General features: G+C 58.5%; 20 protein-coding genes and 6 pseudogenes. 12 read left to right on the top strand and 14 right to left on the bottom strand.

Features of this window, described 5'->3' with window-relative positions; translation table 11 throughout:
• Positions 1-38: 38 nt before the first annotated feature.
• The 6 genes and pseudogenes from BA011_RS42590 to BA011_RS29670 all read right to left on the bottom strand — a co-directional run.
• Positions 39-158 (bottom strand): annotated as a pseudogene (locus BA011_RS42590) (transposase domain-containing protein); the annotation flags it as partial.
• Positions 159-298: 140 nt separating this feature from the next.
• A protein-coding gene (locus tag BA011_RS29690) for an IS3 family transposase (RefSeq protein ID WP_151343586.1) occupies positions 299-1,488 on the bottom strand; the annotation gives its coding sequence in 2 pieces (ribosomal slippage) (positions 299-1,236 and positions 1,236-1,488; 1,191 coding nt in all).
• Between the two features lie 25 nt (positions 1,489-1,513).
• Entirely contained in the window at positions 1,514-2,548 is a 1,035-nt protein-coding gene (locus BA011_RS29680; protein ID WP_065283435.1) for a tyrosine-type recombinase/integrase, read from the bottom strand.
• A pseudogene (locus BA011_RS42585) lies at positions 2,545-2,712 on the bottom strand (integrase); the annotation flags it as partial. The pseudogene BA011_RS42585 and the gene BA011_RS29680, both read right to left, overlap by 4 nt.
• A 46-nt stretch (positions 2,713-2,758) precedes the next feature.
• Complete coding sequence (locus tag BA011_RS29675; protein ID WP_065283434.1) at positions 2,759-3,064, bottom strand: hypothetical protein; 306 nt, start codon at positions 3,062-3,064, stop codon at positions 2,759-2,761.
• Positions 3,064-3,294: pseudogene (locus BA011_RS29670) on the bottom strand (transposase domain-containing protein); the annotation flags it as partial. The gene BA011_RS29675 and the pseudogene BA011_RS29670, both read right to left, overlap by 1 nt.
• Here BA011_RS29670 and BA011_RS44520 point away from each other — a divergent pair.
• The 3 genes from BA011_RS44520 to BA011_RS29660 all read left to right on the top strand — a co-directional run bounded on the left by BA011_RS44520 (position 3,190) and on the right by BA011_RS29660 (position 5,836).
• Complete coding sequence (locus BA011_RS44520; RefSeq protein ID WP_167378999.1) at positions 3,190-3,408, top strand: hypothetical protein; 219 nt, start codon at positions 3,190-3,192, stop codon at positions 3,406-3,408. The pseudogene BA011_RS29670 and the gene BA011_RS44520 sit on opposite strands and share 105 nt — an antisense overlap.
• A gap of 192 nt (positions 3,409-3,600) precedes the next feature.
• The gene (locus BA011_RS29665; protein WP_025393262.1) at positions 3,601-3,780 is read left to right on the top strand and encodes a hypothetical protein; all 180 of its coding nucleotides are present in this window, start codon (positions 3,601-3,603) and stop codon (positions 3,778-3,780) included.
• Entirely contained in the window at positions 3,767-5,836 is a 2,070-nt protein-coding gene (locus tag BA011_RS29660) for a recombinase family protein (protein ID WP_065283432.1), read from the top strand. The genes BA011_RS29665 and BA011_RS29660 overlap by 14 nt, the downstream gene beginning before the upstream one ends.
• Positions 5,837-5,863: 27 nt before the next feature.
• On the opposite strand, the pseudogene BA011_RS42575 reads toward BA011_RS29660, so the two are convergent.
• Positions 5,864-6,205: pseudogene (locus tag BA011_RS42575) on the bottom strand (IS66 family transposase); the annotation flags it as partial.
• An 832-nt stretch (positions 6,206-7,037) separates the two neighbouring features.
• Here BA011_RS42575 and BA011_RS29655 point away from each other — a divergent pair.
• Genes BA011_RS29655 through BA011_RS29645 form a run of 3 tightly spaced genes read left to right on the top strand, consistent with a single transcriptional unit; the run spans position 7,038 to position 10,263 of the window.
• On the top strand, positions 7,038-8,282 hold the full coding sequence (locus BA011_RS29655; protein ID WP_065283431.1) for a site-specific integrase: 1,245 nt from the start codon (positions 7,038-7,040) through the stop codon (positions 8,280-8,282).
• On the top strand, positions 8,279-9,250 hold the full coding sequence (locus tag BA011_RS29650) for a tyrosine-type recombinase/integrase (protein ID WP_081374275.1): 972 nt from the start codon (positions 8,279-8,281) through the stop codon (positions 9,248-9,250). Before BA011_RS29655 ends, BA011_RS29650 begins: the two co-directional genes overlap by 4 nt.
• Positions 9,247-10,263 carry a site-specific integrase gene (locus BA011_RS29645; RefSeq protein ID WP_065283430.1) on the top strand — a complete coding sequence of 339 codons (1,017 nt, stop codon included), beginning with the start codon at positions 9,247-9,249 and terminating at the stop codon, positions 10,261-10,263. The genes BA011_RS29650 and BA011_RS29645 overlap by 4 nt, the downstream gene beginning before the upstream one ends.
• 85 nt (positions 10,264-10,348) lie before the next feature.
• On the opposite strand, the pseudogene tnpC reads toward BA011_RS29645, so the two are convergent.
• The 3 genes and pseudogenes from tnpC to tnpB (BA011_RS46620) all read right to left on the bottom strand — a co-directional run.
• Positions 10,349-11,359 (bottom strand): annotated as a pseudogene (tnpC, locus tag BA011_RS42570) (IS66 family transposase); the annotation flags it as partial.
• 135 nt (positions 11,360-11,494) lie between these two features.
• Positions 11,495-13,582: a recombinase family protein gene (locus BA011_RS29635; protein ID WP_065283428.1), complete on the bottom strand. Its 2,088-nt coding sequence runs from the start codon at positions 13,580-13,582 to the stop codon at positions 11,495-11,497.
• Between the two features lie 357 nt (positions 13,583-13,939).
• Positions 13,940-14,065, bottom strand: a complete 126-nt coding sequence (gene tnpB / locus BA011_RS46620) for an IS66 family insertion sequence element accessory protein TnpB (protein ID WP_167379003.1) — start codon at positions 14,063-14,065, stop codon at positions 13,940-13,942.
• 80 nt (positions 14,066-14,145) lie between these two features.
• Here tnpB (BA011_RS46620) and BA011_RS46615 point away from each other — a divergent pair, with 80 nt between their 5' ends.
• The 5 genes from BA011_RS46615 to istB all read left to right on the top strand — a co-directional run bounded on the left by BA011_RS46615 (position 14,146) and on the right by istB (position 19,730).
• Positions 14,146-14,379, top strand: coding sequence for a DUF5372 family protein (locus BA011_RS46615; RefSeq protein ID WP_167378988.1), 234 nt, complete (start codon positions 14,146-14,148; stop codon positions 14,377-14,379).
• A gap of 179 nt (positions 14,380-14,558) precedes the next feature.
• The gene (locus BA011_RS29630) at positions 14,559-15,020 is read left to right on the top strand and encodes a helix-turn-helix domain-containing protein (RefSeq protein WP_065283427.1); all 462 of its coding nucleotides are present in this window, start codon (positions 14,559-14,561) and stop codon (positions 15,018-15,020) included.
• 292 nt (positions 15,021-15,312) lie between these two features.
• On the top strand, positions 15,313-17,247 hold the full coding sequence (locus BA011_RS29625) for a recombinase family protein (RefSeq protein ID WP_237352723.1): 1,935 nt from the start codon (positions 15,313-15,315) through the stop codon (positions 17,245-17,247).
• Between the two features lie 136 nt (positions 17,248-17,383).
• Positions 17,384-18,937 carry an IS21 family transposase gene (gene istA, locus BA011_RS29620; protein ID WP_065279982.1) on the top strand — a complete coding sequence of 518 codons (1,554 nt, stop codon included), beginning with the start codon at positions 17,384-17,386 and terminating at the stop codon, positions 18,935-18,937.
• A 16-nt stretch (positions 18,938-18,953) separates the two neighbouring features.
• Positions 18,954-19,730: an IS21-like element helper ATPase IstB gene (gene istB, locus BA011_RS29615; RefSeq protein WP_065279981.1), complete on the top strand. Its 777-nt coding sequence runs from the start codon at positions 18,954-18,956 to the stop codon at positions 19,728-19,730.
• A gap of 304 nt (positions 19,731-20,034) precedes the next feature.
• Here the strand turns inward: istB and tnpB (BA011_RS29610) are convergent, their stop codons facing one another.
• Positions 20,035-20,280, bottom strand: coding sequence for an IS66 family insertion sequence element accessory protein TnpB (tnpB, locus tag BA011_RS29610; protein WP_151343621.1), 246 nt, complete (start codon positions 20,278-20,280; stop codon positions 20,035-20,037).
• 183 nt (positions 20,281-20,463) lie between these two features.
• Between tnpB (BA011_RS29610) and BA011_RS29600 the strand changes: the two genes are divergently transcribed.
• A protein-coding gene (locus tag BA011_RS29600) for an IS3 family transposase (RefSeq protein WP_151343586.1) occupies positions 20,464-21,653 on the top strand; the annotation gives its coding sequence in 2 pieces (ribosomal slippage) (positions 20,464-20,716 and positions 20,716-21,653; 1,191 coding nt in all).
• A gap of 149 nt (positions 21,654-21,802) precedes the next feature.
• Here the strand turns inward: BA011_RS29600 and BA011_RS46610 are convergent.
• From BA011_RS46610 to BA011_RS29590, 3 genes and pseudogenes are all read right to left on the bottom strand, one after another.
• A pseudogene (locus BA011_RS46610) lies at positions 21,803-21,895 on the bottom strand (transposase); the annotation flags it as partial.
• Between the two features lie 348 nt (positions 21,896-22,243).
• Complete coding sequence (locus BA011_RS29595; RefSeq protein ID WP_065283426.1) at positions 22,244-24,424, bottom strand: peptidase domain-containing ABC transporter; 2,181 nt, start codon at positions 24,422-24,424, stop codon at positions 22,244-22,246.
• Between the two features lie 29 nt (positions 24,425-24,453).
• On the bottom strand, positions 24,454-25,518 hold the full coding sequence (locus tag BA011_RS29590) for an HlyD family secretion protein (protein WP_186806600.1): 1,065 nt from the start codon (positions 25,516-25,518) through the stop codon (positions 24,454-24,456).
• Positions 25,519-25,808: the final 290 nt, after the last annotated feature.

Below are 25,808 nucleotides of genomic sequence, written 5' to 3'. Positions count from 1 at the left end.
TTTGAGCGTGCAGACCGTAAGCGACAAGCCGGGGCCGTTCAGGCGGCGTAGTTCCATGGCATGAGCGCGTCGATTTCACTGCTGGGCCATCCATTCGCAAGGCGCTCAAGCGTCTGGGTCAACCAAGCTTGCGGATCGACTGCATTCATCTTTGCCGTTTATGCCGACCGGCGAACTATGCCGAGTGTCTCTTCTAATATTTACGGCAAACCGCGCATTCCCAGCCAGTTCGGCGGGTCGCCGTTGGTTGGCACTCGGCATAGTCCTCATGCTCAGAGGGTGACCTGCCACTGAAGTTTCATCCGGCTGCGATTAGAGCCTCGGCGGGTTTGAATACGCCAAATGGCGCGGTGGGAGCAACCGGCGGAAACGCGAAGCTTTCATCTTGCGCAGCGTTGGAGCCGGTTGCGGCGATGATCCCGGCGTAGCCTGCCGGGGTCTGGTATCCGAGCGACGAGTGTGGCCGGAAATGGTTATAGTCGTCAGCCCATTCAGCAATGGCGCTGCGGGCATGATCGAGGCCGAAGAAGAGGCTCTCGTTGAGCAACTCGTCGCGCATCCGGCCGTTGAAACTCTCGACATAGCCGTTCTGCATTGGCTTCCCCGGCGCGATATAGTGCCACTCGACCTTGTGATCCCTCGACCAGGCGAGGATGGCATTCGACGTTAGTTCGGTGCCGTTGTCGGAGACAATCATTCCGGGCTTGCCGCGTCGTTCGATCAGCGTCGTCAGTTCTCGGGCGACACGTCGACCAGAGATCGACGTGTCCGGGACCGCTGCCAGGCATTCGCGCGTCACGTCATCGACAATGTTGAGCACGCGGAAGCGTCTGCCGCAGGCGAACTGGTCATGCACGAAGTCCAGCGACCAGCGGGCATTGGCCTTCGCTTCAACCAGGATCGGCGCACGTGTGCCGACCGCACGCCGCCTGGCTTTCCGCTTGCGAACGGAAAGACCTTCCTCGCGATAGAGCCGGTAGATGCGATTGACCCCGGACGGCTCTCCGTCCCGCCGAAGCAGGACAAACAGCCGACGGTAGCCGAAACGACGCCGCTCATTGGCGAGGTCGCGCAGCTTCGTCCGCAGTTCAACCTCCGGCGGTCGGCTTGACCGGTAACGGATCATCTTGCGGTCGGCGGATATAATCTGGCAGGCCCGCCGCTCCGAAAGACCCATGACGGCCTTCAGATGCGTGACGGCGTCACGCTGGGCGGCAGGCCCTACCATTTTTTTGCAAGAAGCTCGCGGAGCGCGGCTGCATCAAGCATCTGCTCGGCCAGCAACTTCTTTAGCCTCGCATTCTCGTCCTCAAGCGCCTTCAGACGCTTCGCTTCGGAGACTTCCATGCCGCCGTATTTGGCTTTCCAATTATAAAACGTTGCTTCTGAAATCCCGTGCTTGCGGCAGAGATCGGCTGCCTTCGCACCCGCCTCCTGTTCCTTCAGCACCGCAATAATCTGCTCTTCCGTAAATCTCTGCTTCTTCATATGTCCGTCCTCAATGGTCCGGACTCTAATCCATTCTGGAGGAAATTCTCAGTGGCAGGTCAGCGGCGTTCAGGAATTCCAAAAGCCGGTCGCTTGGTCGAAATCGCTCGGCCTTGACGCGTTCGTATGGCTTCAGCTTTGCGAGTGCAGTTTCCTTCAGTTCGAGATGCGCATGAAGATAGGTCAGCGTCGTTTCCATCGCTTCGTGGCCCAACCACAGGGCAATGACCGAGCAGTCGACGCCCGCCTGCAGCAACTCCATGGCAGCGGAGTGCCGTAAGACATGAGGCGACACCCGCTTTGAGCGAAGGGAGACGCAATGATGGCGGGCTTTGGCGACATATTTGTTCAGCAGCGCCTGCACGCCGTCGGCGCTGAGCCTGCCACCGTGCATATTCGGGAAGAGAGCCGTTGCGCCTCGCGTTGTGGGCTCCTTGAGCCAGTAACGAAGGGCTTGCTGTGCAACCTTTGTGAGCGGCGTACTTCGCTCTTTGCGGCCCTTGCCAACGCATTGCACATGCGCACCTTGGCCGAGTATTACCGAGTCTCGGTCAAGGGCGATGATCTCCGAGACCCGCAGCCCCGTTTGCGCGGCCAGCAATAGCAGAGTGTAATCGCGGCGTCCCAGCCACGTGCTTCGATCCGTACAGTCCAGGATCGCTTCAATCTCGGGCCTGGTTAGAAACTGAAGCTGCCGCTTGTCACATCGCTTGCTGGGGATCGCGAGCACACGCTGAATGTGGGCGCTATGTGCCGGCTCCTCAAATGCCGCATATCGGAAGAAAGAGCGGATGGCTGTGAGGCGGAGATTCCGGGTCCGCACCGAGGCGGATCTCTTCGTCTCAAGATCCTCCAGGAATGCGCCGATGAAGGGAGCGTCCAAATCCCGCAGCGTCAACTGCGATGGGGATCTCCTAAGGCGCGTCTGTGCGAACGCAAACAGGAGCCTGAAGGTGTCGCGATAGGAGGCGATGGTGTTGGAACTTACACCTCGATGCTTCATGAGCCGATCTGTGAACCACCGCTCGATCAGCACGGCCAGGTCGTTCGTGCGTCTCATGACCGTACCTCCCAGCGCTTGTCCAATCGCCGTACGGCATGGTTCATCAGTTCCGGCGTGGCGGACAGGTACCAATAGGTGTCGCGAACATTGGCATGGCCGAGGAAGGTCGAGAGAACCGGCAGCTCGCGTTCCACATCTTCGCCCGCGCGATGCCAGTTGATCGTGAGCGTCCGGTGAACTCATTTTCGCGTGGTTGAGGGAGCGAAGCTATAGGACGCGTTTCATTTCATCTGCCATGACGCGCTCGATGATCTCGGGGTCGCATTGTTCGTCGACGAGGAACTGGTGGATACCACCATCCCACGTCCTTATGTCGGTTAGGAGATTTTGAAGTTCGTCGATACCATTCTCGGTCAGACCCTTCGTGCCATCTTCACTGCCATCGCTGACGTAAACCAGTTCGCCCTCGGAGAGGTTGTCCGCGTTGGCGGTCACCTCTTCGATCAGTTCGAGGTTCTCGCCGATCATGACGGCGACTTGCTTGAGCGTGTAGATGAACCTCGAGCGTGCCATCACGCAACCTCGCATCGGTCTTTCGCTGGCGTCCAGTTCCAGGGCAATAGGTCCTCAAGTCGGTCCTTGGGGTGATCCTGGATCCGGGTCAGGACGTCTGTCAGATAGACCTCCGGATTGTGGCCGTGCAATTTGACCGTTTCGATGATGGTCAGGATGTTGGCGATGCGCTCACCGCCCTTATCCGAGCCGGCGAAGAGCCAATTTTTCCTTCCAATTCCCATCCCCCGTTCATTCTGCCCATGTCGGCGATGAAGTCGAAGTCCATTATCGCTGGCATCCGTATTTCGGCAAAAAGGTTTCCATTCGCCGCGTCGAAGAACGAGCGACAGGTCGGTTTCTGAAGGTTTTGGGGCCCTCAGGTGTGGTGGTCTCGATTTCGGGGTGGATGATTGATCCTGTGGTGTGCAGCGGCATGACCATGGGAACGGCACGCGTCGATCTTGCGGCGCTGATCGAACTGAACAGACCGGTCTCAGGCGGTGCGAGGGCGGCACTCTTCCGAGGTGAACATAGAATCACTCAGGAGCAAGATGATGAGATCCCGCAACACGCTGGTGCCGGCGTCGGGCCGGCAGCTCGACCTGATATTCAAAACCCGCACGCTCGACGGACTGAGCGACAAGGATCGCAAGAAGGCAATATCAACACTGGCTTGCCTGCTGATGCAGGCGGCCGGTCTGGCCGTCGAGGAGCTCAACGATGACCAGCACTGATCTGATTCCGACAGTGCTGCTTGAACGCAAGGCCGTCGTTTACGTTCGGCAGTCCACTCAGTCACAGGTGATGACCAATCTGGAAAGCCAGCGACGGCAGTATGATCTTGTTGACGTCGCACGACAGCGCGGCTTTCTCGACGTTGAGGTCATCGACGATGACCTCGGACGCTCTGCCAGCGGAACGGTCGCGCGCCCCGGCTTCGATCGTCTCGTCGCCCTGCTGTGCGCCGGCAAAGTTGGTGCCGTTTTATGCTTCGACGCCTCACGGCTCGCACGTAACGGCCGGGACTGGCACCATCTGCTCGAACTATGTGGCCTGGTTGAAGCCCGCGTCATAGATCACGATGGTGTCTACAATCCATGTCGGCCCAATGATCGTCTGCTGCTGGGGATGAAGGGCAGTATCAGCGAGTTCGAACTTGGCGTGCTGAGAGCCCGCATGCTCGATGCCGCCAGATCGAAAGCGCGCCGTGGCGAATTGCGACTTTCCGTTCCGTTCGGCTACATTTGGCATCGGGAGGCGGGGCTTGGACTGGACCCCGATCTGCGTCTGCAAGACGTAATCCGATCTGTATTCGCACGCTTCCACGAGCTTGGAAGCGCGCGTCAGGTGCTGCTGTCGATGACGAAAGATCAAATCCACTTTCCGCGGCCGTCGGATGAAAGGCGCATGACCAACTTCGTCTGGACGCCGGTCCGTTATCGCAATGTAATCGGCATCCTCAAAAACCCCTTCTACGCCGGCGTCTACGTCTATGGAAAGAGCGAGAAGCGGACTGCCATCGTTGATGGACGAGCGCGTCGCAGCTATGGGCATGGTAAGCCTGTCGGCACCTGGGAGGTGATGATCCGGGATCATCACGAGGGTTACATCAGTTGGGACGAGTACGAGCGCAACCAACAGCAATTGGCGCTCAATAATTATGGCCGCTCGGGCGGGACTAAATCGGGCCGTGGCGGCAAAGCGTTATTATCGGGACTCCTAACCTGCGGACGGTGTGGGCGGCGGCTGAGTGTTGCTTATACGGGCAATCCACACAGTCCTGTCTATCGCTGCGACAAGCAGAATCTGATGATGGGCTTGCCCCGGTGCATGACGTTCGGTGGCCCGAAGGTCGATGCGGCGGTTGCGCGCGAGTTGTTGCGCGCGGTAGAACCGTTAGCGATCGAAGCGACCTTTGAAGCAGAGCGGATGCACAGGGAGCGGCAAGAAGACCAGCGGCACATTCACGACCTGGAGCTACAACAGGCTCGTTACGAGGCCAGCCTGGCTGAGCGTCGCTATGCGGCATGCGATCCCGACAATCGTCTCATCGCCGCGCAGCTTGAGAAGAATTGGGAAACTGCATTACGCCGCGTGCGGGATCTGGAGGAGCGCAAGCCTGCCGACAGGCCTTCGACAATAGCGGTCGATCCAGGCACCTTCGCGAACTTGGCCGACAATCTCTTAGCTGCCTGGGAGTCGCCCGATGTGACCATGCGCGTGCGCCAGCAACTGCTGCGTACACTCATCGCCGACATTGTCGTTGATGTCGACGATGCGGTGCGTGACGTGGTGCTGACGATCCATTGGAAGGGCGGCCAGCATTCGGAACTCAAGGTCCGCAAGCCTCAGACCGGTGAACACGGTTGTGCCACCACTGAGGATGCCCTGGCGGTGATGCGCAGCATGGCTGGTCGCTGGTCCGATGAACATATCGCCGCGTCGCTTAATCGAATGGGCATGCCAACAGGGCAAGGAAAAACCTGGACCGCGCATCGGGTCGCTTCTGTAAGGCGGGTACGTGCGATCCACGCGTACAAATCGGCCGACAAAGACGGCGAATGGCTGACCATGACCGAGGCTGCGGTGGCATTAGGCGTAACTAACCATCGAATACGCCATCTGATAAAGATGAAGGTGTTGTCCGCCGAACAGGTGGTTCGCGGTGCACCGTATCAAATCAGGGTCAGCGACCTGGCTTCTGCGACGGTCCAAGCCGCGATAGCCCGAAAGGGCCGCCCGTGTCGCATCGCTGACACGGAGACGCTTCCAATGTTTACAGATACTTAGAAAAGGAGTGCACAATGACTCAGGTCCGCCTATCGGACGTAGTGCCCGCTCGGCGGCATTGTTGTCGATCGCGACGCGGCCTTCTTCGAGGAACAGACAGAGCGAAGACCATCGGCTCAATCCGTAGCGGAAAGCTGTCGCCAGATCGCTTTTGCCCGGAATGCGCGTGAGTTGAGCTTCAGCCCAGTGGCGGAATGCATCGACCTTAGGCTTGCTCTGCTTTTGACGCGCAGCAAGACGGATCTCAGGAGGCTGCCCGTTGATGCCACGCTCGATGTCGTAAAGCGCTCCGATGCGATCGAGAGCCTCTCGCGCAATCTCCGACTTGTTTGATGTCCAGATGTCGTGGAAGTCTCGTCGCCAATGAGCCTTATCTCGAGCTCGAGATAAGTCGCATTATCCAGAGCATGGTTTTATCTGGGGTATCCTACTCTATATGTCATGTGGGCCGGAGATTTCGGCACGCTGGGCTCCAGATAAAAGCTGCGACTGGGATTTGACGGGCCGCCGCTTGCGGGGGCGACGTTGCAGATACCGCTACGCACCATGTCGACGATCGAAGACTATGTCGCCACGCAGGAATGGCGACGCGCACTATTGTCGCGCTGCCCGCTGCATTTGAACGGCAGCTGTTCGTTTCGACGTCATGGGAGTTATGGGCGCGTTACCAGTCCGGGTGTTCGGGTCGCCCGCTATTATTGCCCGCAGGGGCGCATGACGTTCAGTCTGTTGCCGGATTTTCTCGCCGCGCGCCTACCCGGTTCGCTTGCAGCGATAGAGCGCGTCGCCGCTGCCGCTATGTCGGCAAGAAGCATGGAAGCGGCCGCTGACGCTGCGCGTGGCCCGGATGTTTGCCTGCCGGGCGCTGTGCGATGGCTTCGCCGACGCGTCACAGCGGTAAGGAGATCCGTTGCCGCTGTCAGATCAATTGCGCCCCCGCAGGACTTGCCGATAAGCGAGATACCGCCACTCACGCAGCTGCGCCGCACTCTTGCTCCGCAGATATTGCATGACATCCCGGCGCCCCTCGGCTTTCAACGGGTGTGGGGGAGAACTGGCGATGATCATGTAGGCTGCTCAGCGCTGGATGCCATCTCGATCGAGGATTGCGGTATGGTGACCCTGAACAGTTCCCGCCAACACGATACGGGGCCTGATCCACCTCGATCGCCTGCTACGCTATGCCGATCGAGGTAAAGCGATGCCCATATTCATCGGTCATAGCGACGCAGCTGCCCCTGCCGCTCCCACCCACCACGATATTCGCCGCATCTGGCGCGTGGAGGGACGGTTGAGCGCCGGAACAATGACCGTCTATCTGAATCGGATCCAACAATTTCGCACTTTTTGCGCTCTGCATGGTCTGGTCGAGCGGGAGGAACTGACCCTCGAACAGGTTGGTCGCTTCATAGACTGGTATGCGAAGCGACGGGGACTCGATCCACGTTCTCTCCACCTTTCCCGAAGCGCTCTGCAGGCGCTGAATCGTGTCTATCATCTTATGAGGCTCTCGCCTCCCGACTGGCGTCCGCCACGTTCGATGAAGGTGAAGTCGCCATCGACGCCGTTGCTTGCGCAATATGCCGCCTATCTCGCCCAGCATCGGGGTAATCCTCAGGCGACGGTCCATAGAAAGCTGGACCACCTCGGCAAGCTTTCCGATCACCTGGTTCTGGCTAATAGAGACTGGCATTCGATGCAGCTTGTCGACATTGACGCGTTTCTGGTTGACTGCGCCGCACGCTATTCCCAATCGCATGTGGGCGATATTGCCTGCACAGTACGCTGCTTTTGCCGTTTCCTGCATTGGAGCGGTCGCAGCCCGGTCGATATCAGCGAGGCCGTGATCGCCCCCGTGCAGCGACGCTATGAGCGGCCCAGACGCGCCCTTTCCTGGGAGGATGTGCAGCGGCTCCTGAGGGCGGTGGACAGATCGAGCCCGAGGGGCCTTCGCGACTACGCGATCCTGCTGATGATGAGCGTCTATGGCTTCGGCGCCGGCGAGATTATCCGCCTGCAGTTTCAGGACATCGACTGGGATGCCGGCACGCTGTCGGTCTGCCGCCCAAAGACGGGAGTCGCGTTCACGCTGCCGCTGTTGCCGCCGGTTGCCGAGGCGCTGGCGCACTACCTGCGCCATGGCCGGCCCGCTGATACGCCGACGCGCCACCTCTTCGTGCCGCTGAAGATGCCGCTGGAGGCATTCGTCGGTTCGAGCGCGATACGCCACATTGTCGTGAAGCATGCGAAGATCGCGGGGATCGATGCGCCATTTCTGGGCAGCCATGTCTTGCGACACTCCCATGCAGCGCGCCAGATCGATCTTGGCGCGCGACCCCAGGTGGTGTCGGAGTTGCTCGGTCATCGGGATCCAGAGTCGGTTTCCGCCTATGTGCGCATCGCCACGGAGACACTGCGCGAGATCGCGTTGCCGGTGCCGACATGATGACCGTCGTGACCTTGTCCGAGCTGAAGTCCGACGCGGAGAGCTTCCTGGCGTTCAAGCGCGCCATGGGCCATCCCTATCGACGCGGTGCGTTCGAGATCGAGCGATTCCTTCGCTTCGTCGGAGAGCAGTGGGCCGGTGATGACGATATTCCGCTGGCTGATGCGATCAGCCGCTGGTGTGGGCGTTTGCCCGACCGCAAGGCCGTCACGCTCGGCAATGAGTTCGGCGTCATTCGCCAGCTTTGCCTGCATCGCCGTCGTCGTGACCCCACCGGCTATGTGCCCGAGCACGCTTTTGCGCCGGTGAAGGAGTCGACCTTCTTTCCTTACATTTTCAGCCGCGAAGAGATCCGCCGCATTCTCGCCGCCGCGTCAATGCACCAAGGCCGCTTCATATGGGCGTCGATGCTACGCAGGCTGATCCTCGTGCTTTATTGCACCGGCCTCAGACTCGGCGAGGCTGTGCGCCTCAACATGGACGATGTCGATCTTGATCGCGGAACCTTGCTGATCCGCAATAGCAAGCGGCGCACGCGGATCGTCCCGATGCGCGACGATCTTGTCGCAGAGCTCCGGCTCTATGTCGACGATCGACGCAAGTTGCTTCTCGATCGTGCTCATGTGGATTCCGAGGCGCTGTTCGTTCGCCGCAACGGTGCGGCACTCCATACCAAGGCGGCATCCAATGCCATCCGAAAGCTCCTACGCCGCCTCGATATCAAGCCCGCGCAGGGGCGTGTTGGAGCGCGACCATATGAGTTTCGGCATGCCTTCGCTGTTCATCGACTCACGGCTTGGGCAGACGAAGGGGCGGACGTTCACGCCAAGCTCCCTTGGCTTTCGGCCTATCTCGGCCACCAGAACGTCATTGGCACCGAAGTATATCTGAAGGCGACACCGCAACTGCTGGAACTGGCGAGCACACGCTTCGAACAGCATGTGCGACGCGCGCGACAGCCGCGATGAGCAAGATCGGATCCCAGATGCTATTCGCTCTCGTGCAGTCGTTCTTCACCAACTATCTGCCGCGCCAGCGTGGCGCGAGCCCGCATACGACGCGCGCCTATCGCGACACACTCAAGCTGCTGTTTCAGTTCGTTGCTCAGTGCCGCGGCCGCGAGGTTGCCGCGCTTGTGCTGGAGGATCTCGACGCTGACACCATCGCCGCCTTCCTCGATCATCTCGAGAGAGGAAGATCCAACTCCACCGCCACGCGCAACTGCCGTCGTGCCGCGCTTCGCAGCTTCTTCAAACACCTCTTGCGCAATGATCTCGACAATGCACTCCGCTACACGCAGGTGCTGGCGCTGCCGTCGAAGCGGGCGAGGCAGAAGCCCGCGACCTACCTAGAAGCGACCGACGTGCGGGCCATCATCGCTCACCCGGACCGCCGGACCCGTGCTGGCTGGCGTGATTATACGCTTCTGCTTTTCCTCTATAACTGCGGCGCCAGGGTGAGCGAAGCGATCGGTCTGCAGTGGCATGATCTTCAACTCACGCCGCCGCGTCAGGCTCGATTGCGCGGTAAGGGCCGCAAGGAGCGGCTCGTTCCGATGTGGCGCGAGACGGCCGACGCGTTGCGCCGCCTGCAAAACCTGTCGGACGCCCCGGGCCAGCAGCATGTTTTCATGAACCGCCACGATCAGCCGCTGACCCGCGATGGCGTCGCGTATATTCTCGCCAAGCATGCCGCAGCAATCGCCCAGGATCGACCCAGGCTGGCCCGTCACCACATTACGCCACATGTTTTTCGCCACAGTTGTGCTGCTGCGCTATTACAGTCGGGGACTGACGTGACCGTGATCCGCGATTATCTTGGTCATGCAAGCATCGTGACCACGAACCGGTATATTTCGACGAACCTGAAGATGAAACGCGACGCGCTCCAGAACTTTTGGGAGCATGCAGGCATCGAACCCAGTCAAACCAAGCCCTGGAAGCCAAAGCAGGATCTGCTTTCCTTCCTCCAGTCCCTCTGATTTTATCCCGAGATGAACTCAGCCTTTTTCGGCCGATCAAGCTCATCGAAATCGTCCTACCCCAGATAAAGCCATGCTCTTGATAATGCGCCATGCAGGCGGCCTCGACGATCTGGTTGCCGTAGAGCTTCTTGTAACCCCCATAGCCATCGGCATGCATCACGCCGCTGAAGTTTGCGAGGTGGTCAGCCGGATGCATGCCCTTGCGGTCAGGGCTATAGTAATAAGCGATGGCACCGGGAGTGGCGGCTTGATAGCCACTGCCGTCGAAGACGTAGACCCAGACCCTGCCGGTTTTTGTCTTGCCCCGTCCGGGGTCGAGAACATCGACGGGGGTATCGTCCGTATGTATTCGGTCAAGCGCGGCGATATGGGCCCTGATAGCAAAGACGAGCGGCGCAAGCAGACCCGATACGCGGCCGACCCAGTCAGCCATTACGGATCGGGAGATGTCTATCCCCAACCGATCGTACATCTCGGACAGGCGGTAGAGCGGGATGTGATCGTCGAATTTGGCGATCATGATATGGGCGAGCAGTCCCGGTCCGGGTTTGCCGCGCTCGATCGGCAGGGTTGGCATCTCGCCCGCCACCGTCGTATCGCACTCCCTGCAGATCATGCGCTTTTCGACATGGCGGACAATCTTGACCGACGCCGGCACGTGCTCCAACACCTGGACCACCCTGTCGGCGGCCTTCAGGAACGACGTGCCACCACAGGTCGGGCAATTGCAGGGGGCCGCATAGACCAGTTCTTCGGTGGGAAGACCATCGGGCAATGGTTTGCGCTTCGGCTTGTCCGGCGCGTCGTCCAACTCCGGCAGAGGAGTTTTCCCGGAGCGCATTTCAGCCTCGGCACGGCAGGCCTCAATCTCCTCCAGCATCAGTTCGAATTGCTCTATCTTCCGGTCGATCTTTTCCGAAGACGCGCCATGCTGCCGGTGTCGGAGCAATTCCAGTTGTGCCCGCAACAGCCCGATTATGGAGTCGCGCTTGATGACCTCGGCTTCTTGCTCCTCAAGTTTCGCCGCCTGTTCTGCGACGAGTGCGCGCAAAGCAGTTAGCTCATCCTGACTGTCTAGCGGCGCTGTTTCCATACCCGCAAATCTAGCCGATTTGCCCCTAGCACACCAGCAATATACCCCCGATGCCCCTGCAAAATATAGCTTTTATCCCGTTCGACCGGGAGCGGAAGTCCACGACGGGTGTCGCCAATCGATCCCCTCACTCGACTACGCATGTTGATGCCCCTCCTGGTGAGGCTGAATGATTCTCAGATCGAGGTGATTAATGGTGCGGTTACGAAGGTCGCGAACCGCGTTGACGACCGCTGGGGAATTTTGGAACAAATATGCTCCGGTTGACTGCTGGTCGATGAGCAGGCGCTTCCGCCTGATTTGGACGTAAATCCAATTGACAGGAATATCGAGCCTGGCGGCCAGTTGTACGGCGCTGAGCAAAGTAGGTTCGTGTGTCCATCTGTTGCGCTGCGCCTTTGCCTTGATGCCCGCTGCAAGGCGGAGGCGTTGCACTGTGATCGGCAAAACCTTGTCCTCGCAATTGGGTGAATGGTGTCCTTCGCGCGTCAGTATTTCAGCGATTTGATCGTCGGGCACGCCCGTCAGAGCGAGCTCCAGCAGACGCGCGCGCAGTTCTTCACCGCGCGTGAGCTTGGCGACGGAATTGACTTTCATTTTGACGTGGAGATCAGTCACGGCGCCGCCACGCCACACGATCCTCGCCAAAGCAACGTCGCGCTCACCGCGGTCAAGGACGACTTTTTCGACAAGGCACCGCAATAGTGCCTTGCGATGAGCGTCGGTCGTCGCATCGTTGGCCCAGATTTGGGGAAGGCTATCGAATAACGCAACGACCTTGTTGTTGAGGTCTTTGCTAAACCCAGTGCGCTTGGCGGGTTCAGTCGATGCTCGTTGGGCAACGGCATCTTCAGCAGCGCGAAGTTCGCTCAACGCTGCTTCCCATCGACGCTCGAGTTCGGAGGCGACCAGACGATTATCAGGGTCAACGCGATTGAACTGGCGTTCTGCCAGCGCCGCGGCGTAGCGCTTGCGCTCAAGCTCCCGTTCAGCGCCAGCGCGCAAGGCCTTGTTGACCTGCTGTTGTGCCTGCCGAGCCCGCGCTAGCGCGTCAAGCTCCCCAGGCGCCAACGCGGCCAGGAAAGCGTCCGCCACAGCTGCATCGATCTGAGCCGCACGGACACGCTGGCAGTCCGGCAGGCCAGAGTGGGAATGCAGGTGGTTGCAAGCATACTCTCCGCCACCTTTATAGCGGACGTACATCTTGTAGCCACATCGCCCGCACCAGGCGATGCCGTGCAACAGCAATTCGCCATCACGGGGAGCTCCCCTGGTTTTGGCACGCATGTATTCGGCTCTGTTGTCTCGCACAATATCGCGGATCTTCTCATAGGTTGACCAGTCGATGTAGTGGGGGTAGCGATCCTTCACGATGATCCGCCAGTCTTTAATATCCTTGGGTGTTTTCGCCTCTGAACCGCCGTCACGCCCGGCGGCGCGAAAGCGGGTCCGTCCATAAACGAAGGCACCGGCGTAGGCGGGATTCTTCAAGATCCGGGCCACCGCCGAGACCGTTGCTCGCGCCCAGCGTAGTTCGCCAAACCGGTCGCGGCGCGGCAGGGGAAGGTCCCGATCATTTAGGACGCGCATGACCTTGGCGACGGTCCGGAACTTCAGGAATGTCCGGAACACAAGCTCCAGCCGTTCCTGAACACCTAGATCAGGATCTTTTACGACCACCCCGCTCGCATCGCGCACCAAACCAACCGGCAGCATGAGGGCAAGCTCGCCGCGCTCAGCCTTGGCAAGCAGACCTGCGGTCAAACGGCTCCGGATTGTATGCAGCTCAAGCTCTGAGATGGTTCCCTTCAGACCGAGAAGCAAACGACCATTGGCGCTGCCGGGATCATAGACGCCATCGCGATCGGCAATGAGGCAGCCGCGCAGGCCGCAGATATCAAGCAGCGGATACCAATCCGAACAGTTGCGAGCAAGTCGGGTCACGTCGATCGACAGGATCAAACCGATCTCACTCAGACCAACCCGTCCGACGAGTTCCTTAAAGCCGTTCCTGCCGGTCGTAGAGGCCCCACTGATGCCGAGATCGGCATCGATAACGTCAATATCGGCTTCATGCCAGCCAAGTTCACGAGCGCGCTCGCGGAGCGCGTACTGTAGCCGTAGGCTCTCTTGATTGCTTATGACTTGATGCGGTGTCGACTGACGGACGTAAACAACCGCTCTGCGTGCCAGATGGGTGGGCTTGACCAGTTCGGACTTCATGACATACCTCCGCCAGAACTGCGGCGACGTCGTCGAGAATCTGACGCCGCAACGCGGGTGATAACGTCGCCCACAGGTTCTTCGGTTCGATCATCATGACCTTCGAGAGTTTCCGCCACCGCGATAAGATCCCGAACTGCCTCAACGCTAAGTTTAATCTGATTCGTGGCTTCGACATATCCCTGTGTCGCTGACACGGGTATCAGCAAGGTCGATCCACCACGATGTTCAACCTCATACGAAGGCGCGAAGTTGCCGCCTCTACGTCCCACCTCACGGATTACATTAAAGGAGCGTCCAAATAACGGATGGCTCGGATCCAGCACCTCGATCTTGTCCGGTGATGATTCGTCAGACTCACAAGCAGGGATATTTCTGTAGGCCGTCGACGAGCATCGAAAGCTGCGCCTGCGTCAGGTGCGCCACGCCCTCTTTCGCCGTCGGCCAGGGAAAGTATCCGCGCTCCAGCTTCTTGTACCTCACACAGGAATGCAGCCTCTACCAACGCAGATACGCAGTTAGTACGGGTCACGCATCCGTTTCATCCTCTATTCCCACGGCAGTTGCCGTGTGTCGGCAAGCGCTACAATCGGCATGGTGAACGCCTTTTGCTGCAGACCGAGGATGCCACCGTTTGGTCGGTTCCCCCGCAATGGACTGATCTTGTGAGCCCGGATCCTGAAGTTGCCATGAGCAATGGACGATCGCTCTTGCGTGTCGCCGACTTAATGGAATTGACCGCCCTGGTGGAGCGCCTTTCAAGCAAGTCGGGCACGCGACGACGCGCCAGGATGTAAAGATAAATATGCCGCTTCTGTAAAACAGATTATGCCGCAGAGGGTGATATTCATGAGGATTTACGCTTGTATATATGACGGAATGCCGGTGATAAGCCATAGAGATTGCCTTGACGAGGCGGTAAATTGCGTCATAATTAAACTTACGATAATGTCGCTTCACGCCCTCGGAGCCATTGATGTCTGCGAAGTACGACAGCAAGCGCACAAAGACGGATGTCCTCATCGAAGAGGGCACGTTCAACCCAACCCCCGAGAAGGTGCGCGATCCAAAGTTTCGGGGCAGCGAGTTCTTCGATCCACACGACGCCGTGCAGGTCAAATACGAGATGCTGCGTCGCGTCTCCATCGACAAACTGTCGGTGACGGAGGCCTCCGACGAGTACGGCGTTTCCAGGCCGACCTACTACCAGGCCAAGGTGAACTTCAATATGGCCGGCATTGCCGGACTGGTGCCGACGAAGCCGGGGCCCCGCGGTCCCCACAAGATCGACGACAAGGTCGTGGCATTTCTGCAGGCGCATCTCGCCCCAGGCGAACCCGTCCGCGCCCGGGAACTTGCCAAGCTGCTCCGCCAGGAACTCGATATCGAGCTTCATCCCAGATCGATCGAGCGGGTTCTAAAAAAAAGCGGCAGGTAGACATTGCCGCGACGGCGGCATGCCCGATCCAGCCGTCAACCATCGCGTCCCAGTACGAGGTATTGCGCAAGGCTGCTCTCGGCGCAGCGTTGCCGCTCATGGCCCGTAGCGGCCTGCTGCTCTTTTTGCGCCGGGGCATGTGGGGATGGGCTCAGGCGTTAGCCTCAACAGCAATCACCCCGCGAGAGCAGAATTACCCGTCGTCAATTGCTTGGCCGCTGCACCGCGGACACAGCACCGTCGTTCACGTCCTTGCGACAATCGCCATGAGCATCAACGATCGGAGATCACGATGAATGTACATCTCAAAGTCCAGCCTCATCACCTCGAACGCGGCGCCTATCTGTACATCCGCCAGTCTTCCATGCGGCAAGTCGTTGAGAACGTCGAGAGCGCCAGGCGGCAATATGCGCTTCGGGGGCGTGCTGTCGCCCTCGGATGGCGCGACGAGCAGATTATCGTCATCGACAACGATCAAGGAGAGTCCGGTGCATCGGCCGCCTGGCGTGAAGGGTTCCAGCGCCTGGTCAGCGACGTCGGCATGGGGCATGCCGGGATCGTCATGGGCCTGGAGGTCTCTCGTCTCGCGCGTAACAATGCCGACTGGCAGCGATTGCTAGAGATTTGCGCCCTTGCCGATACACTGATCCTGGACGAAGACGGCGTCTATGATCCGGCAAGTTTCAACGACCGGCTCCTGCTCGGCCTTAAGGGAACGATGAGTGAGGCCGAACTGCATGTGATCAAGGCCCGGCTACGCGGCGGCATTCTCAATAAGGTGCGGCGCGGCGAGTTTCGTTGCCTGCTGCCGACCGGGCTGGTCTATGACCATTTCGGTCATGTGACGCTTGATCCAGACATGCAAGTCAGAGAAACGATCATTCATTTCTTTGAGATGTTCTCTCGCCTCGAGTCCGCCTCCCAGACCGTCAAGGTCTTTCGCAATGAAGGCCTATTGTTTCCGTCGCGCCTACACAACGGCGACACGCTGTTTCGGCCGCTGACCGCGTCGACGGCGATGCGTGTCCTGAACAATCCGCGCTACGCTGGCGCCTATACCTATGGCCGACGACAGTTTCGACGTACCATCGACGGCAAGAAGACTTTGCGTGCGCGCGACATTGATGACTGGCCGGCCTGCATGCCCGATGCCCACCCCGGTTATATCAGTTGGGAGCGACACCAGGAGAACCTGAAGATTCTCAAGGCGAACGGCCGTGGATTTGAAGCGGCACGAGCGTCAATCCCAAGGGAGGGCCCGGCGCTACTGCAAGGCCGGGCAGTGTGTGGGCAATGCGGCAACCATCTTAGGGTTCGCTATGCGGCCCGGCGTGGCCGGCAGGAAGCCTGGTACATTTGTAATCGTGACCATATCTATCGTGGGGAGCCCATGTGTCAGTCGATTGCCGGGCCACCCGTCGATGAAGCCATCGGCATGCTGATTGCCGAGCAGATGACGCCAGCGGCCGTCGAACTGGCACTCGACGTCCGCAAGGAGATCCAAGCTCGCCATGAAGAAGCAGACCGGCTGCGCTGTCGCGCGATCGAACGCGCCCAAACGGAAGCCGATCTCGCCCAGCGCCGCTTCATGCTGGTCGATCCCAATAACCGCCTCGTCGCCGACACGCTCGAAGGTGAATGGAACGAGAAGCTACGCATACTGGCCAATGCTCGCGAAGAACGCGAACGTGGCCGAGAGCACGATCAATTCATTCTCGATAAAGCTGTCCACGAGCGGTTGGTCGCGATGACGGCCGACTTCAACGAACTCTGGAAAGATCCAGATACCCCAAGTCGCGAACGCAAGCGACTGCTGGCCCACATCATCGAGGACGTCACGCTCTTAAAGCTGCCGGCGGAAGGAACCACCAAGCTTCACGTTCGCTTCAAGGGTGGCAAAATCCAGACGCTCACCACCATGAACCCACAGTCCTCCGCTCAGCAGATCAAGACAAAGCCCAATATCGTTGAACTGATCGATAAGCTTCTCGATGATTACATTTATCCAGAGATCGCCGAGATCCTGAACGAGCAGGGTCATCGCCCAGGTGGAACAGCACGTCGCGGCTGCCATGATGCCCGCTTTACACCTCTCAAAGTCGCCTATCTCATCCACGAATATAAGCTGCAATCACGATATGATCGGCTGCGGCAGCGAGGAATGCTGACGAGACAGGAAGCGGCAGTGCTGCGTGTTTCACTAATTTCGGGACAGCGATTCCGGTAATTCGCGGACAGCGATTTCAGTAAATACGGGACAGCGATTCCGCTAATTCCGGGACAGTCTCGGACGTGGATTTAAGGTCGATTTTCGCAAGCGCCGTTCTGGCAGATTGCCTCCTCATCATCGGTTGAGAGGGGCCATGCCAAGACGGAAGCAAGCGAGACGAACGACAGTGAAAGACATTCGATCGATACTGCGACTGACGCACGAGCAGGGCCTTTCGGTTCGCGCCGTTTCGGAACGCCTGAAGATCAGCAAAACCTCTGTGGCGACGTATCTGTTGCGAGCGAGGGAGACCGGACTTTCGGTCTGGCCGTTGCCTGCGGGCCTGGACGATGATGCCGCGCTGGAGCGACATCTTTTCCGGCGCGTTGGCCGGCCGCCACAGGACTTGGTCGAGCCGGATTGGCGGTCCGTTTCCGCCGAGCTGAAGCGCAAGGGTGTAACGCTGACGCTGCTCTGGCAGGAATACAGGGCGAGCCATCCCGACGGCTACGGCTACACATGGTTTTGCGACCGTTTTGCCGTCTTCGAACGCCGCGCTCACGCGACGTTCCGCAACCGTCATGAGGCGGGCGCGGTGATGCAGACGGATTATGCCGGCCACACCATCCCCATCATCGACCCTTCGACCGGCGTCATCCATTCGGCACAAATCTTTGTGGCGATGCTTCCCGCCTCGTCGTTGACATTCGCCTGTGCCAGCTTCAGCCAGAAACTGCCGGACTGGATCGAGGGCCAGGAACGCGCGCTGAGCTTCTTCGGCGGCGTCACGAAGGCGATCGTGTGCGACAACCTGAAGGCAGGCGTCGCCAAGGCGCTGTGGTTCGAGCCGACGCTCAACGCCACCTTCGCTGCTATGGCCGAACATTACGATACGACCATCCTGCCGACCAGAAGCCGCAAGCCGCGTGACAAAGCCAAGGTCGAAGGTGCAGTGCTGATCGTCGAGCGCTGGATATTGGCTCGCCTCAGAAACCGACGCTTCTTCAGTCTGGCTGATCTGAATGCCGCGATCTCGGTTCTGCTTGACGACTTGAACAACCGCCCGATGCGCCACATCGGAAAGTCGCGCCGAGACCTGTTCGAGGAGGTAGAGAGAAAGGCGCTTGCGCCGCTGCCAGCAACGCCGTTCGACTATGCGGAATGGAAATCGGCGAAGGTCCATCCCGATTACCATGTCGAGGTCGACAAGACCTTCTACTCTGTGCCGCACCGCTTGATCGGCCGACAGGTTGATGTGCGTCTGACCCACCGGGTGGTCGAGGTATTTCTCGATCACAAGCGGATTGCCAGCCATATCAGGCGTTCTCAGCGATCCGGGCATGTGACGGTCAACGAGCATATGCCCAAATCCCACCAGCGTTATGCCAACACGACGCCGGCATCGCTTTTGAACCAGGCGGCAAGGATCGGGGTGAACACCGCCATTCTGGTCGAGCGGATGATGCGCGATCGTCCTCATCCCGAACAAGGATATCGCTCGGCCTTCGGCATTCTGTCCCTTGCCCGCCGTTACGAGACGGATCGCCTGGAAGCGGCGTGCGAGCGGGCGCTGGTCATCAACTCCATCACCTATTCCTCTGTCGCCGCCATTCTCAAATCCGGTCTCGATCGAACCAAACCCCAGACAGACCCGGCAAAACCCACCCCGCCGCACACCAACATCCGCGGCGGCTCCTATTACCAGTGAAGGAAAGGAAAGACCCATGCTGACACATCCAACCCTCGATCAGATGCAGGCCCTTGGCCTTGCCGGAATGGCAACGGCCTATCGCGAACTTGCCGCTCAGAACAACAGCAGCGATCTCAGCCGCGACGAGTGGCTCGGCCTGATGCTCGATCGGGAAACGGCTCTGCGATCCGACAAGCGCCTGACCAACCGGCTTGCAGCTTCAAAGCTCCGCTTTCCCGACGCCTGCATCGAGAACATCGACTTTGCCGCTCATCGTGGTCTCGACCGCCGCAACACTCTGTCGCTTGCGCAAGGGGCGTGGTTGAAGGCACATGAGAATATGATCATCACCGGCCAGACCGGCACGGGAAAAACCTGGCTCGCCTGCGCCTTCGGCCGTCAGGCTGCCCGGCTCGATCATTCCATCCTCTACCTGCGTATGCCGCGTCTGTTCGAAGATCTGGGCCTTGCCAGGCTTGACGGCCGCTTTCCACGCCTGGTCGACAAACTCGCCCGCGTCCAGTTGCTGATCCTCGACGACTGGGGAACGCACACGCTCACAGATCAACAACGCCTCGACCTGCTGGAAATCTTCGAGGAACGCTATCGCCGGAAATCAACGCTCATCACCGCGCAGCTTCCTGTCGCCCAGTGGCATGACATGATCGGAGAACCGACCATCGCAGACGCAATCCTCGATCGGATCATCCACAATGCGCACCGCATTGCCCTTGAAGGCGACAGCATGCGACGGCAAAAAACACCATCCCACTTGACCGGCGCTGAAAACGGCGAAATCAATCGCTCATGACTTCAACCAGGCAGGCGAAAATCGACCACACCATGCTGTCCCGGAATTAGTGAAACCACTGTCCGCGATTTAGTGAAACGACTGTCCCGTTCTTCCGAAATACGCAGCAGTGCACCTCAACATCAGTGAGCAAACCGTCGCAAGATGGGCCAAGTATGGCCTCATTGCCAGACATGCCTACAACGGGCACTACAGCCTGTACGAAATCCCCGATGGAGACTTGCCGCAAAAGCAATGCAGCCGTTGGAACCAACTCCAAGATCGGACTGCTGCGCGCCAACAAACGCAAACTGAGCCAAGAACATCAACTGGCGAGGAAAGAGGTGTAGTATGAACGCTGATCGTTGTAGAACAGGCAGAACCCTTGACCGTCCCACCAAAGAAGCTTGATCCGATCAGCCCGTTTTCCGCGGAAGCCGAAGATCGCGCCGGAGCCCGGTGCCTCCTTGATCGCCGTCTCGACCAGCGCCGATAGACCATCAATGCCACGCCGCATATCCGTCACCCCGCAGGCCAGATAGACACGCACATTCCCCGAAGGCCCGATCATGCCGCCTCCAGACAGGCCGCCAGCGACATAAGCAGCTTCAGTTCAACGTCAATCGGAACCTTCAAGCACCGACCGTTTCGGAGCAAGATCTCGACAACCGCTGGCCTCGGTAGCGTGGTAGTGACCTGCCACTGAGAATTTCCTCCAGAATGGATTAGAGTCCGGACCATTGAGGACGGACATATGAAGAAGCAGAGATTTACGGAAGAGCAGATTATTGCGGTGCTGAAGGAACAGGAGGCGGGTGCGAAGGCAGCCGATCTCTGCCGCAAGCACGGGATTTCAGAAGCAACGTTTTATAATTGGAAAGCCAAATACGGCGGCATGGAAGTCTCCGAAGCGAAGCGTCTGAAGGCGCTTGAGGACGAGAATGCGAGGCTAAAGAAGTTGCTGGCCGAGCAGATGCTTGATGCAGCCGCGCTCCGCGAGCTTCTTGCAAAAAAATGGTAGGGCCTGCCGCCCAGCGTGACGCCGTCACGCATCTGAAGGCCGTCATGGGTCTTTCGGAGCGGCGGGCCTGCCAGATTATATCCGCCGACCGCAAGATGATCCGTTACCGGTCAAGCCGACCGCCGGAGGTTGAACTGCGGACGAAGCTGCGCGACCTCGCCAATGAGCGGCGTCGTTTCGGCTACCGTCGGCTGTTTGTCCTGCTTCGGCGGGACGGAGAGCCGTCCGGGGTCAATCGCATCTACCGGCTCTATCGCGAGGAAGGTCTTTCCGTTCGCAAGCGGAAAGCCAGGCGGCGTGCGGTCGGCACACGTGCGCCGATCCTGGTTGAAGCGAAGGCCAATGCCCGCTGGTCGCTGGACTTCGTGCATGACCAGTTCGCCTGCGGCAGACGCTTCCGCGTGCTCAACATTGTCGATGACGTGACGCGCGAATGCCTGGCAGCGGTCCCGGACACGTCGATCTCTGGTCGACGTGTCGCCCGAGAACTGACGACGCTGATCGAACGACGCGGCAAGCCCGGAATGATTGTCTCCGACAACGGCACCGAACTAACGTCGAATGCCATCCTCGCCTGGTCGAGGGATCACAAGGTCGAGTGGCACTATATCGCGCCGGGGAAGCCAATGCAGAACGGCTATGTCGAGAGTTTCAACGGCCGGATGCGCGACGAGTTGCTCAACGAGAGCCTCTTCTTCGGCCTCGATCATGCCCGCAGCGCCATTGCTGAATGGGCTGACGACTATAACCATTTCCGGCCACACTCGTCGCTCGGATACCAGACCCCGGCAGGCTACGCCGGGATCATCGCCGCAACCGGCTCCAACGCTGCGCAAGATGAAAGCTTCGCGTTTCCGCCGGTTGCTCCCACCGCGCCATTTGGCGTATTCAAACCCGCCGAGGCTCTAATCGCAGCCGGATGAAACTTCAGTGGCAGGTCAGTAGACGCCTGGCTTACGCCCACCTCCTCGGTGATCTCAACCGGAAGGAACATCGCAGGTCGGTCAACATAGCTGAATGACTGCCGCCACAAGCGGATCTGCCCAGGATGAATGTCATGCCGGCGAGCCACATCACCAATGCGAGCGCCAGGTTCATCCGCCTCCGCCAATATCCTCAGTTTCGCCTCGTCCGACCAGCGCCGTCTGCGCTCAGTACCGGACATGATCTCAATTCGAGCCATGAAACCTCTTTGATCTGGTATTAATGTCAGCACTAATGCTGGTTCTAATGCCAGAACATCGCCTGATTTGCCCGATCAGCAAAAACCGTTCACCGGACGCTCACAAAACTTCAATGGGGGAAATCACTGTAGCGCATGACATAAGGCATGGACTTAAAGCCAATCAGCAAATCAGGGCAGACGGCCTTCGGCGGACGGATACCCAAGTTCGAGCGCGTTGCATGAAAAATGCAGTGGATAGGGTTGCCTCGTCCAAAGTCTGATCCATGCAACAGTGCTATGCTGGGTGCGTTTTCGCAGCGAGCCCAGGTCCTAGCCGGATGGATACCCTCAATTCTGAGATTGAGGCTCTGAGATGGCTCCAATTTGCGCCCGGCACAGAACGGCATAAGCGCCATTAGCGCTCAACAGTTCCGTGTGGCTTCCCTCCTCAATGATCTTGCCCTTGTCTAGGACTACGATCTTGTTGGCCTTCCAAATAGTGCTCAGTCGGTGAGCGATGACGATGACAGTCAGGCCGGCCTGACGCACATCCTCAACCACCTGTAGCACGAATTTCTCAGCGACTGAGTCTAGAGACGAGGTCGCTTCATCGAGGATCAGGATCTCCGGATCCCGGTAGAGAGCTCGAGCCAAGGCAAGGCGCTGCTTCTCGCCACCGGAGAGGCGTACACCGTTCTCGCCGAGACGGGTCTGAAGGCCGTTGGGCCAGCATTCGATTAGCTTTCGTAAGCCTACTTGATCGCATATTTGTAGGATCTTCGCGACGTCCGGATCGAATTCGCCAAGTGCGATATTCTCGATTACCGAGCTTGAGAAAACGTCGATTGATTGCGGCACCGTTGCGATTACTTTGCGCAGGGAAATGGTCGAGAGATCCTGGAGGGCATAGGAGCCGATCCGGATACGGCCAGTCTCGAGTGGATACATATTTTGCAACAGAGCCGCAATGGTGCTCTTGCCCGAGCCGCTTTCCCCCACCACCGCCGTCATCTCGCCCCGCCCGAAAGTGAGATTAAAGTTCCGGAAAAGTTCCGGCTGAGATCCATGGCGGAAAGTGACGTTTTCCATGCGTATATCACCAAGGTGGGACTTTGTGGCATCAATACCACCGCCGTTCGTCTCCTGATCCAGGTCGAAGATGTCAAACAAGCGATCCGCCGCGATAAAGGCGTCCTGAACTACCCTATTAGTGTGGATAAGACTGGCAATAGGCCCGGTCACGTAGCCGAGCAAAGCATAGCATGAAAGTAGCTCGCCGGGGGTGAGGCCTTGATCGAGGGAGAGTGTCGTCCCAAACCACATCAGCACGACGGTAAACAGGGTCGACAGGAAGGTCGAGGCACTATCTCCAAAGATTGAAACCCGCGCAGACTTATAGACGGAGTGCAGCGTTTTGATGAAGCTGGTTTCGATGTTGAAGTTGGCGAATTTTTCGACGCCGGAGGTTTTGATTGTAGAGACAGCTCCGAGCGACTCGACCAGCTGTGCCTCCAGCTCACCGGCATTTTCCATGATGGCGCGCTGGTGCTTCCGATTCATCCGGTTAGTGGCCAAATAGACCAAGAGGTATAGAGGGAGGGAGGCCGCCACGACTAAGGCGATCTTCCACGAATAGACAAAGATCAGCCCCAATGCGAACAGAGCCGTGTTTATATCGACGAACATGTTGATCGATACATCGTTCAAAAAGCTCCTGATCTTCGCCGCATCGTTCATCCGAGAAATGATGTCGCCCATTCTCATGCTGTCGTAGAACTTCTGGGGCAGGTTTAGGACGTGACTGTAGTAGCCGAGGATCAGCGTGACATCGATCTTCTGCCCGGTTTGCAGGACGAGCAGGTTTCGTAGGAGATTGATCAGGACCTGCAACACCAGGATGAGCAGCATGGCGACACTCATCAGGTTGAGCAGGTTGCGGTTGCCCCCGGTGATCACATGATCTACGATCTTCTGGACATAGATGGCTGTCGAGAGGCCAAGGATCGTCGTCACCAGCGCTCCGACGAGGGACTGCGCCATCACTGCCCTATGTGGCACAAGCAGACTGGCGAAACGGACCAGGGGTGACGTGGTCTCATCGCGGCGCTTGAAGCCGTCGCCGGGAACCAAGAGCACCAGGACACCCGTCCATTGCGTCTTGAACTCCTCGTGCGACAGCTTGCGAATTTCGCCATAGGCTGGGTCCATGACCGTGACCGACCTTGCGTCGACCGATTGGATTACGACGAAGTGGTGCAGGACTTCCTTGACGACCACATGCGCGATAGTGGGCATCGGGATCTTGTACAGGCAATCGAAGCCACCCTTCACCGCCTTGGTGATGAAGCCTAGCTTCTCGGCCGCTTCCTTGAGACCTAGCACGGTGGTACCGGAGCAGTTGGTAGAGGCATATTGCCGGATGCGCGACAAAGGCAGCCTATAACCATAGGTCGCTGCGACAGAAGCAAGGCAGGCAGCGCCGCAATCCGTGTTGTCGCGTTGTTTGAACTTACTGACTTTTTTAGGCATGACGCTTTCTCTGTTCGGTAAATCAAGAATTAGTGGGCCGTCTTGAGCGGGTTGAGCCAATCGTCGATGCCGTGGTAGAGGAGTTGCAGGAGCGTGCGGTTGGCCACAAGAAAACGTGCCTGGATGGTCATGCCTTTCTTGAGGTAACCGATAGCCCCATTCTTGAGCGCAAGATGGCTGCGTGACAGCGTGCAACGGACCTTGTAGATCGGCCTGCCGTCAATGAGTGTGAAGTCCTGCGCCACTTCGAGCACTGTTGCTTCGATCAAGCCCCATTGATTATAGTTGAAGGAATCTACCTGAAGACGCACCGACTGGCCCGGCCGCACCAAGCCAATGTCGTTGGGGGAGACGTAGATATCTGCCACCAGTTCGCCGCTCGGCGAGACCGAACCGACCGTTTGCCCTGCTTGGACGTAGCTGCCCGGGCTGAGGCCGGAGAATTGCTCAAGGGCGCCTGACACCGGAGCCCGGATGTGCGTCAGATCCAGTTCCTTCTCCGATTGACGTAAGTCGGCGGCGAGTTCTTTTAGGCGCAAGGTCGTGTCGAAGAGTTGCTGGCTCCATTCAGCGGATTTGCGCTTCACGAGAATCTCGCGCTGAACCTCAATGCTCTGGAGAGCGAAAGCCCTTTCGTCTACCGACTTCGCGGGCGCCGTAGCAAACGAAAGGAGTCGCTTAGCGCGCTCCAATTCCGCCGCCGCATTGCTACGGGAAAATTCGTTCTCACGCAGAAGGTTGAGAAAATGCGCCTGTTCGGCCTTAACTGTTTCGGTGAGGAGGCGGACCGGGCCAATGGTGGTACCGGACGAGATCAGAGCTTTGAGGTCACTGGCAAGATCGCTCTTAGCGCGAATATCGGCTCTAAGAGCCACGAGCCTTTCTCCAACGACCTCATCATCGAGGGCGAGGATTTCCTGCCCTTCGGCGACCCGGTCGTTCTCAACAGCTAGGATGCGAGAAACGCGCCCGGAGAACGGCGCGACCAGGGGCGTCTTCTCGATGACAGGGCGGATTCTTCCGGGACTTTGAACAGAGACAGTTATGCTCACGAGTGGCAGCGACACCAATGCCGCAACCACCGAGAGCACCATCAACTTGTAAATGAGGAAAGAACGACCTGATCGCCGCGACAGTATGCTCTCTGCAGTGTAGCAGGCCATTTCAGGAGTAAGCTGGATATTGTTCATGCGCAGGGTCACCGCTCAAAAACATCGAAGTGTTTTGATATATTTGCCAGAACCGATCCCATCATCCAACGAAAGTGCAGATGCTTGCTTCGTGATAATGCAAACAACATTCATAGTGTGACATTTCAGTCTTCATCGTTTTACACCTTCAACTGATGCCTCAAACCTCATTTTCCGGCCGGATTGTTTCGGGT

Origin of the sequence: Rhizobium leguminosarum, assembly GCF_001679785.1 — a bacterium.
Taxonomy (GTDB): domain Bacteria; phylum Pseudomonadota; class Alphaproteobacteria; order Rhizobiales; family Rhizobiaceae; genus Rhizobium; species Rhizobium leguminosarum_R.
The sequence above is the reverse complement of the archived record's forward strand: the minus strand, read 5'-3'. Positions and strand labels throughout refer to the sequence as shown.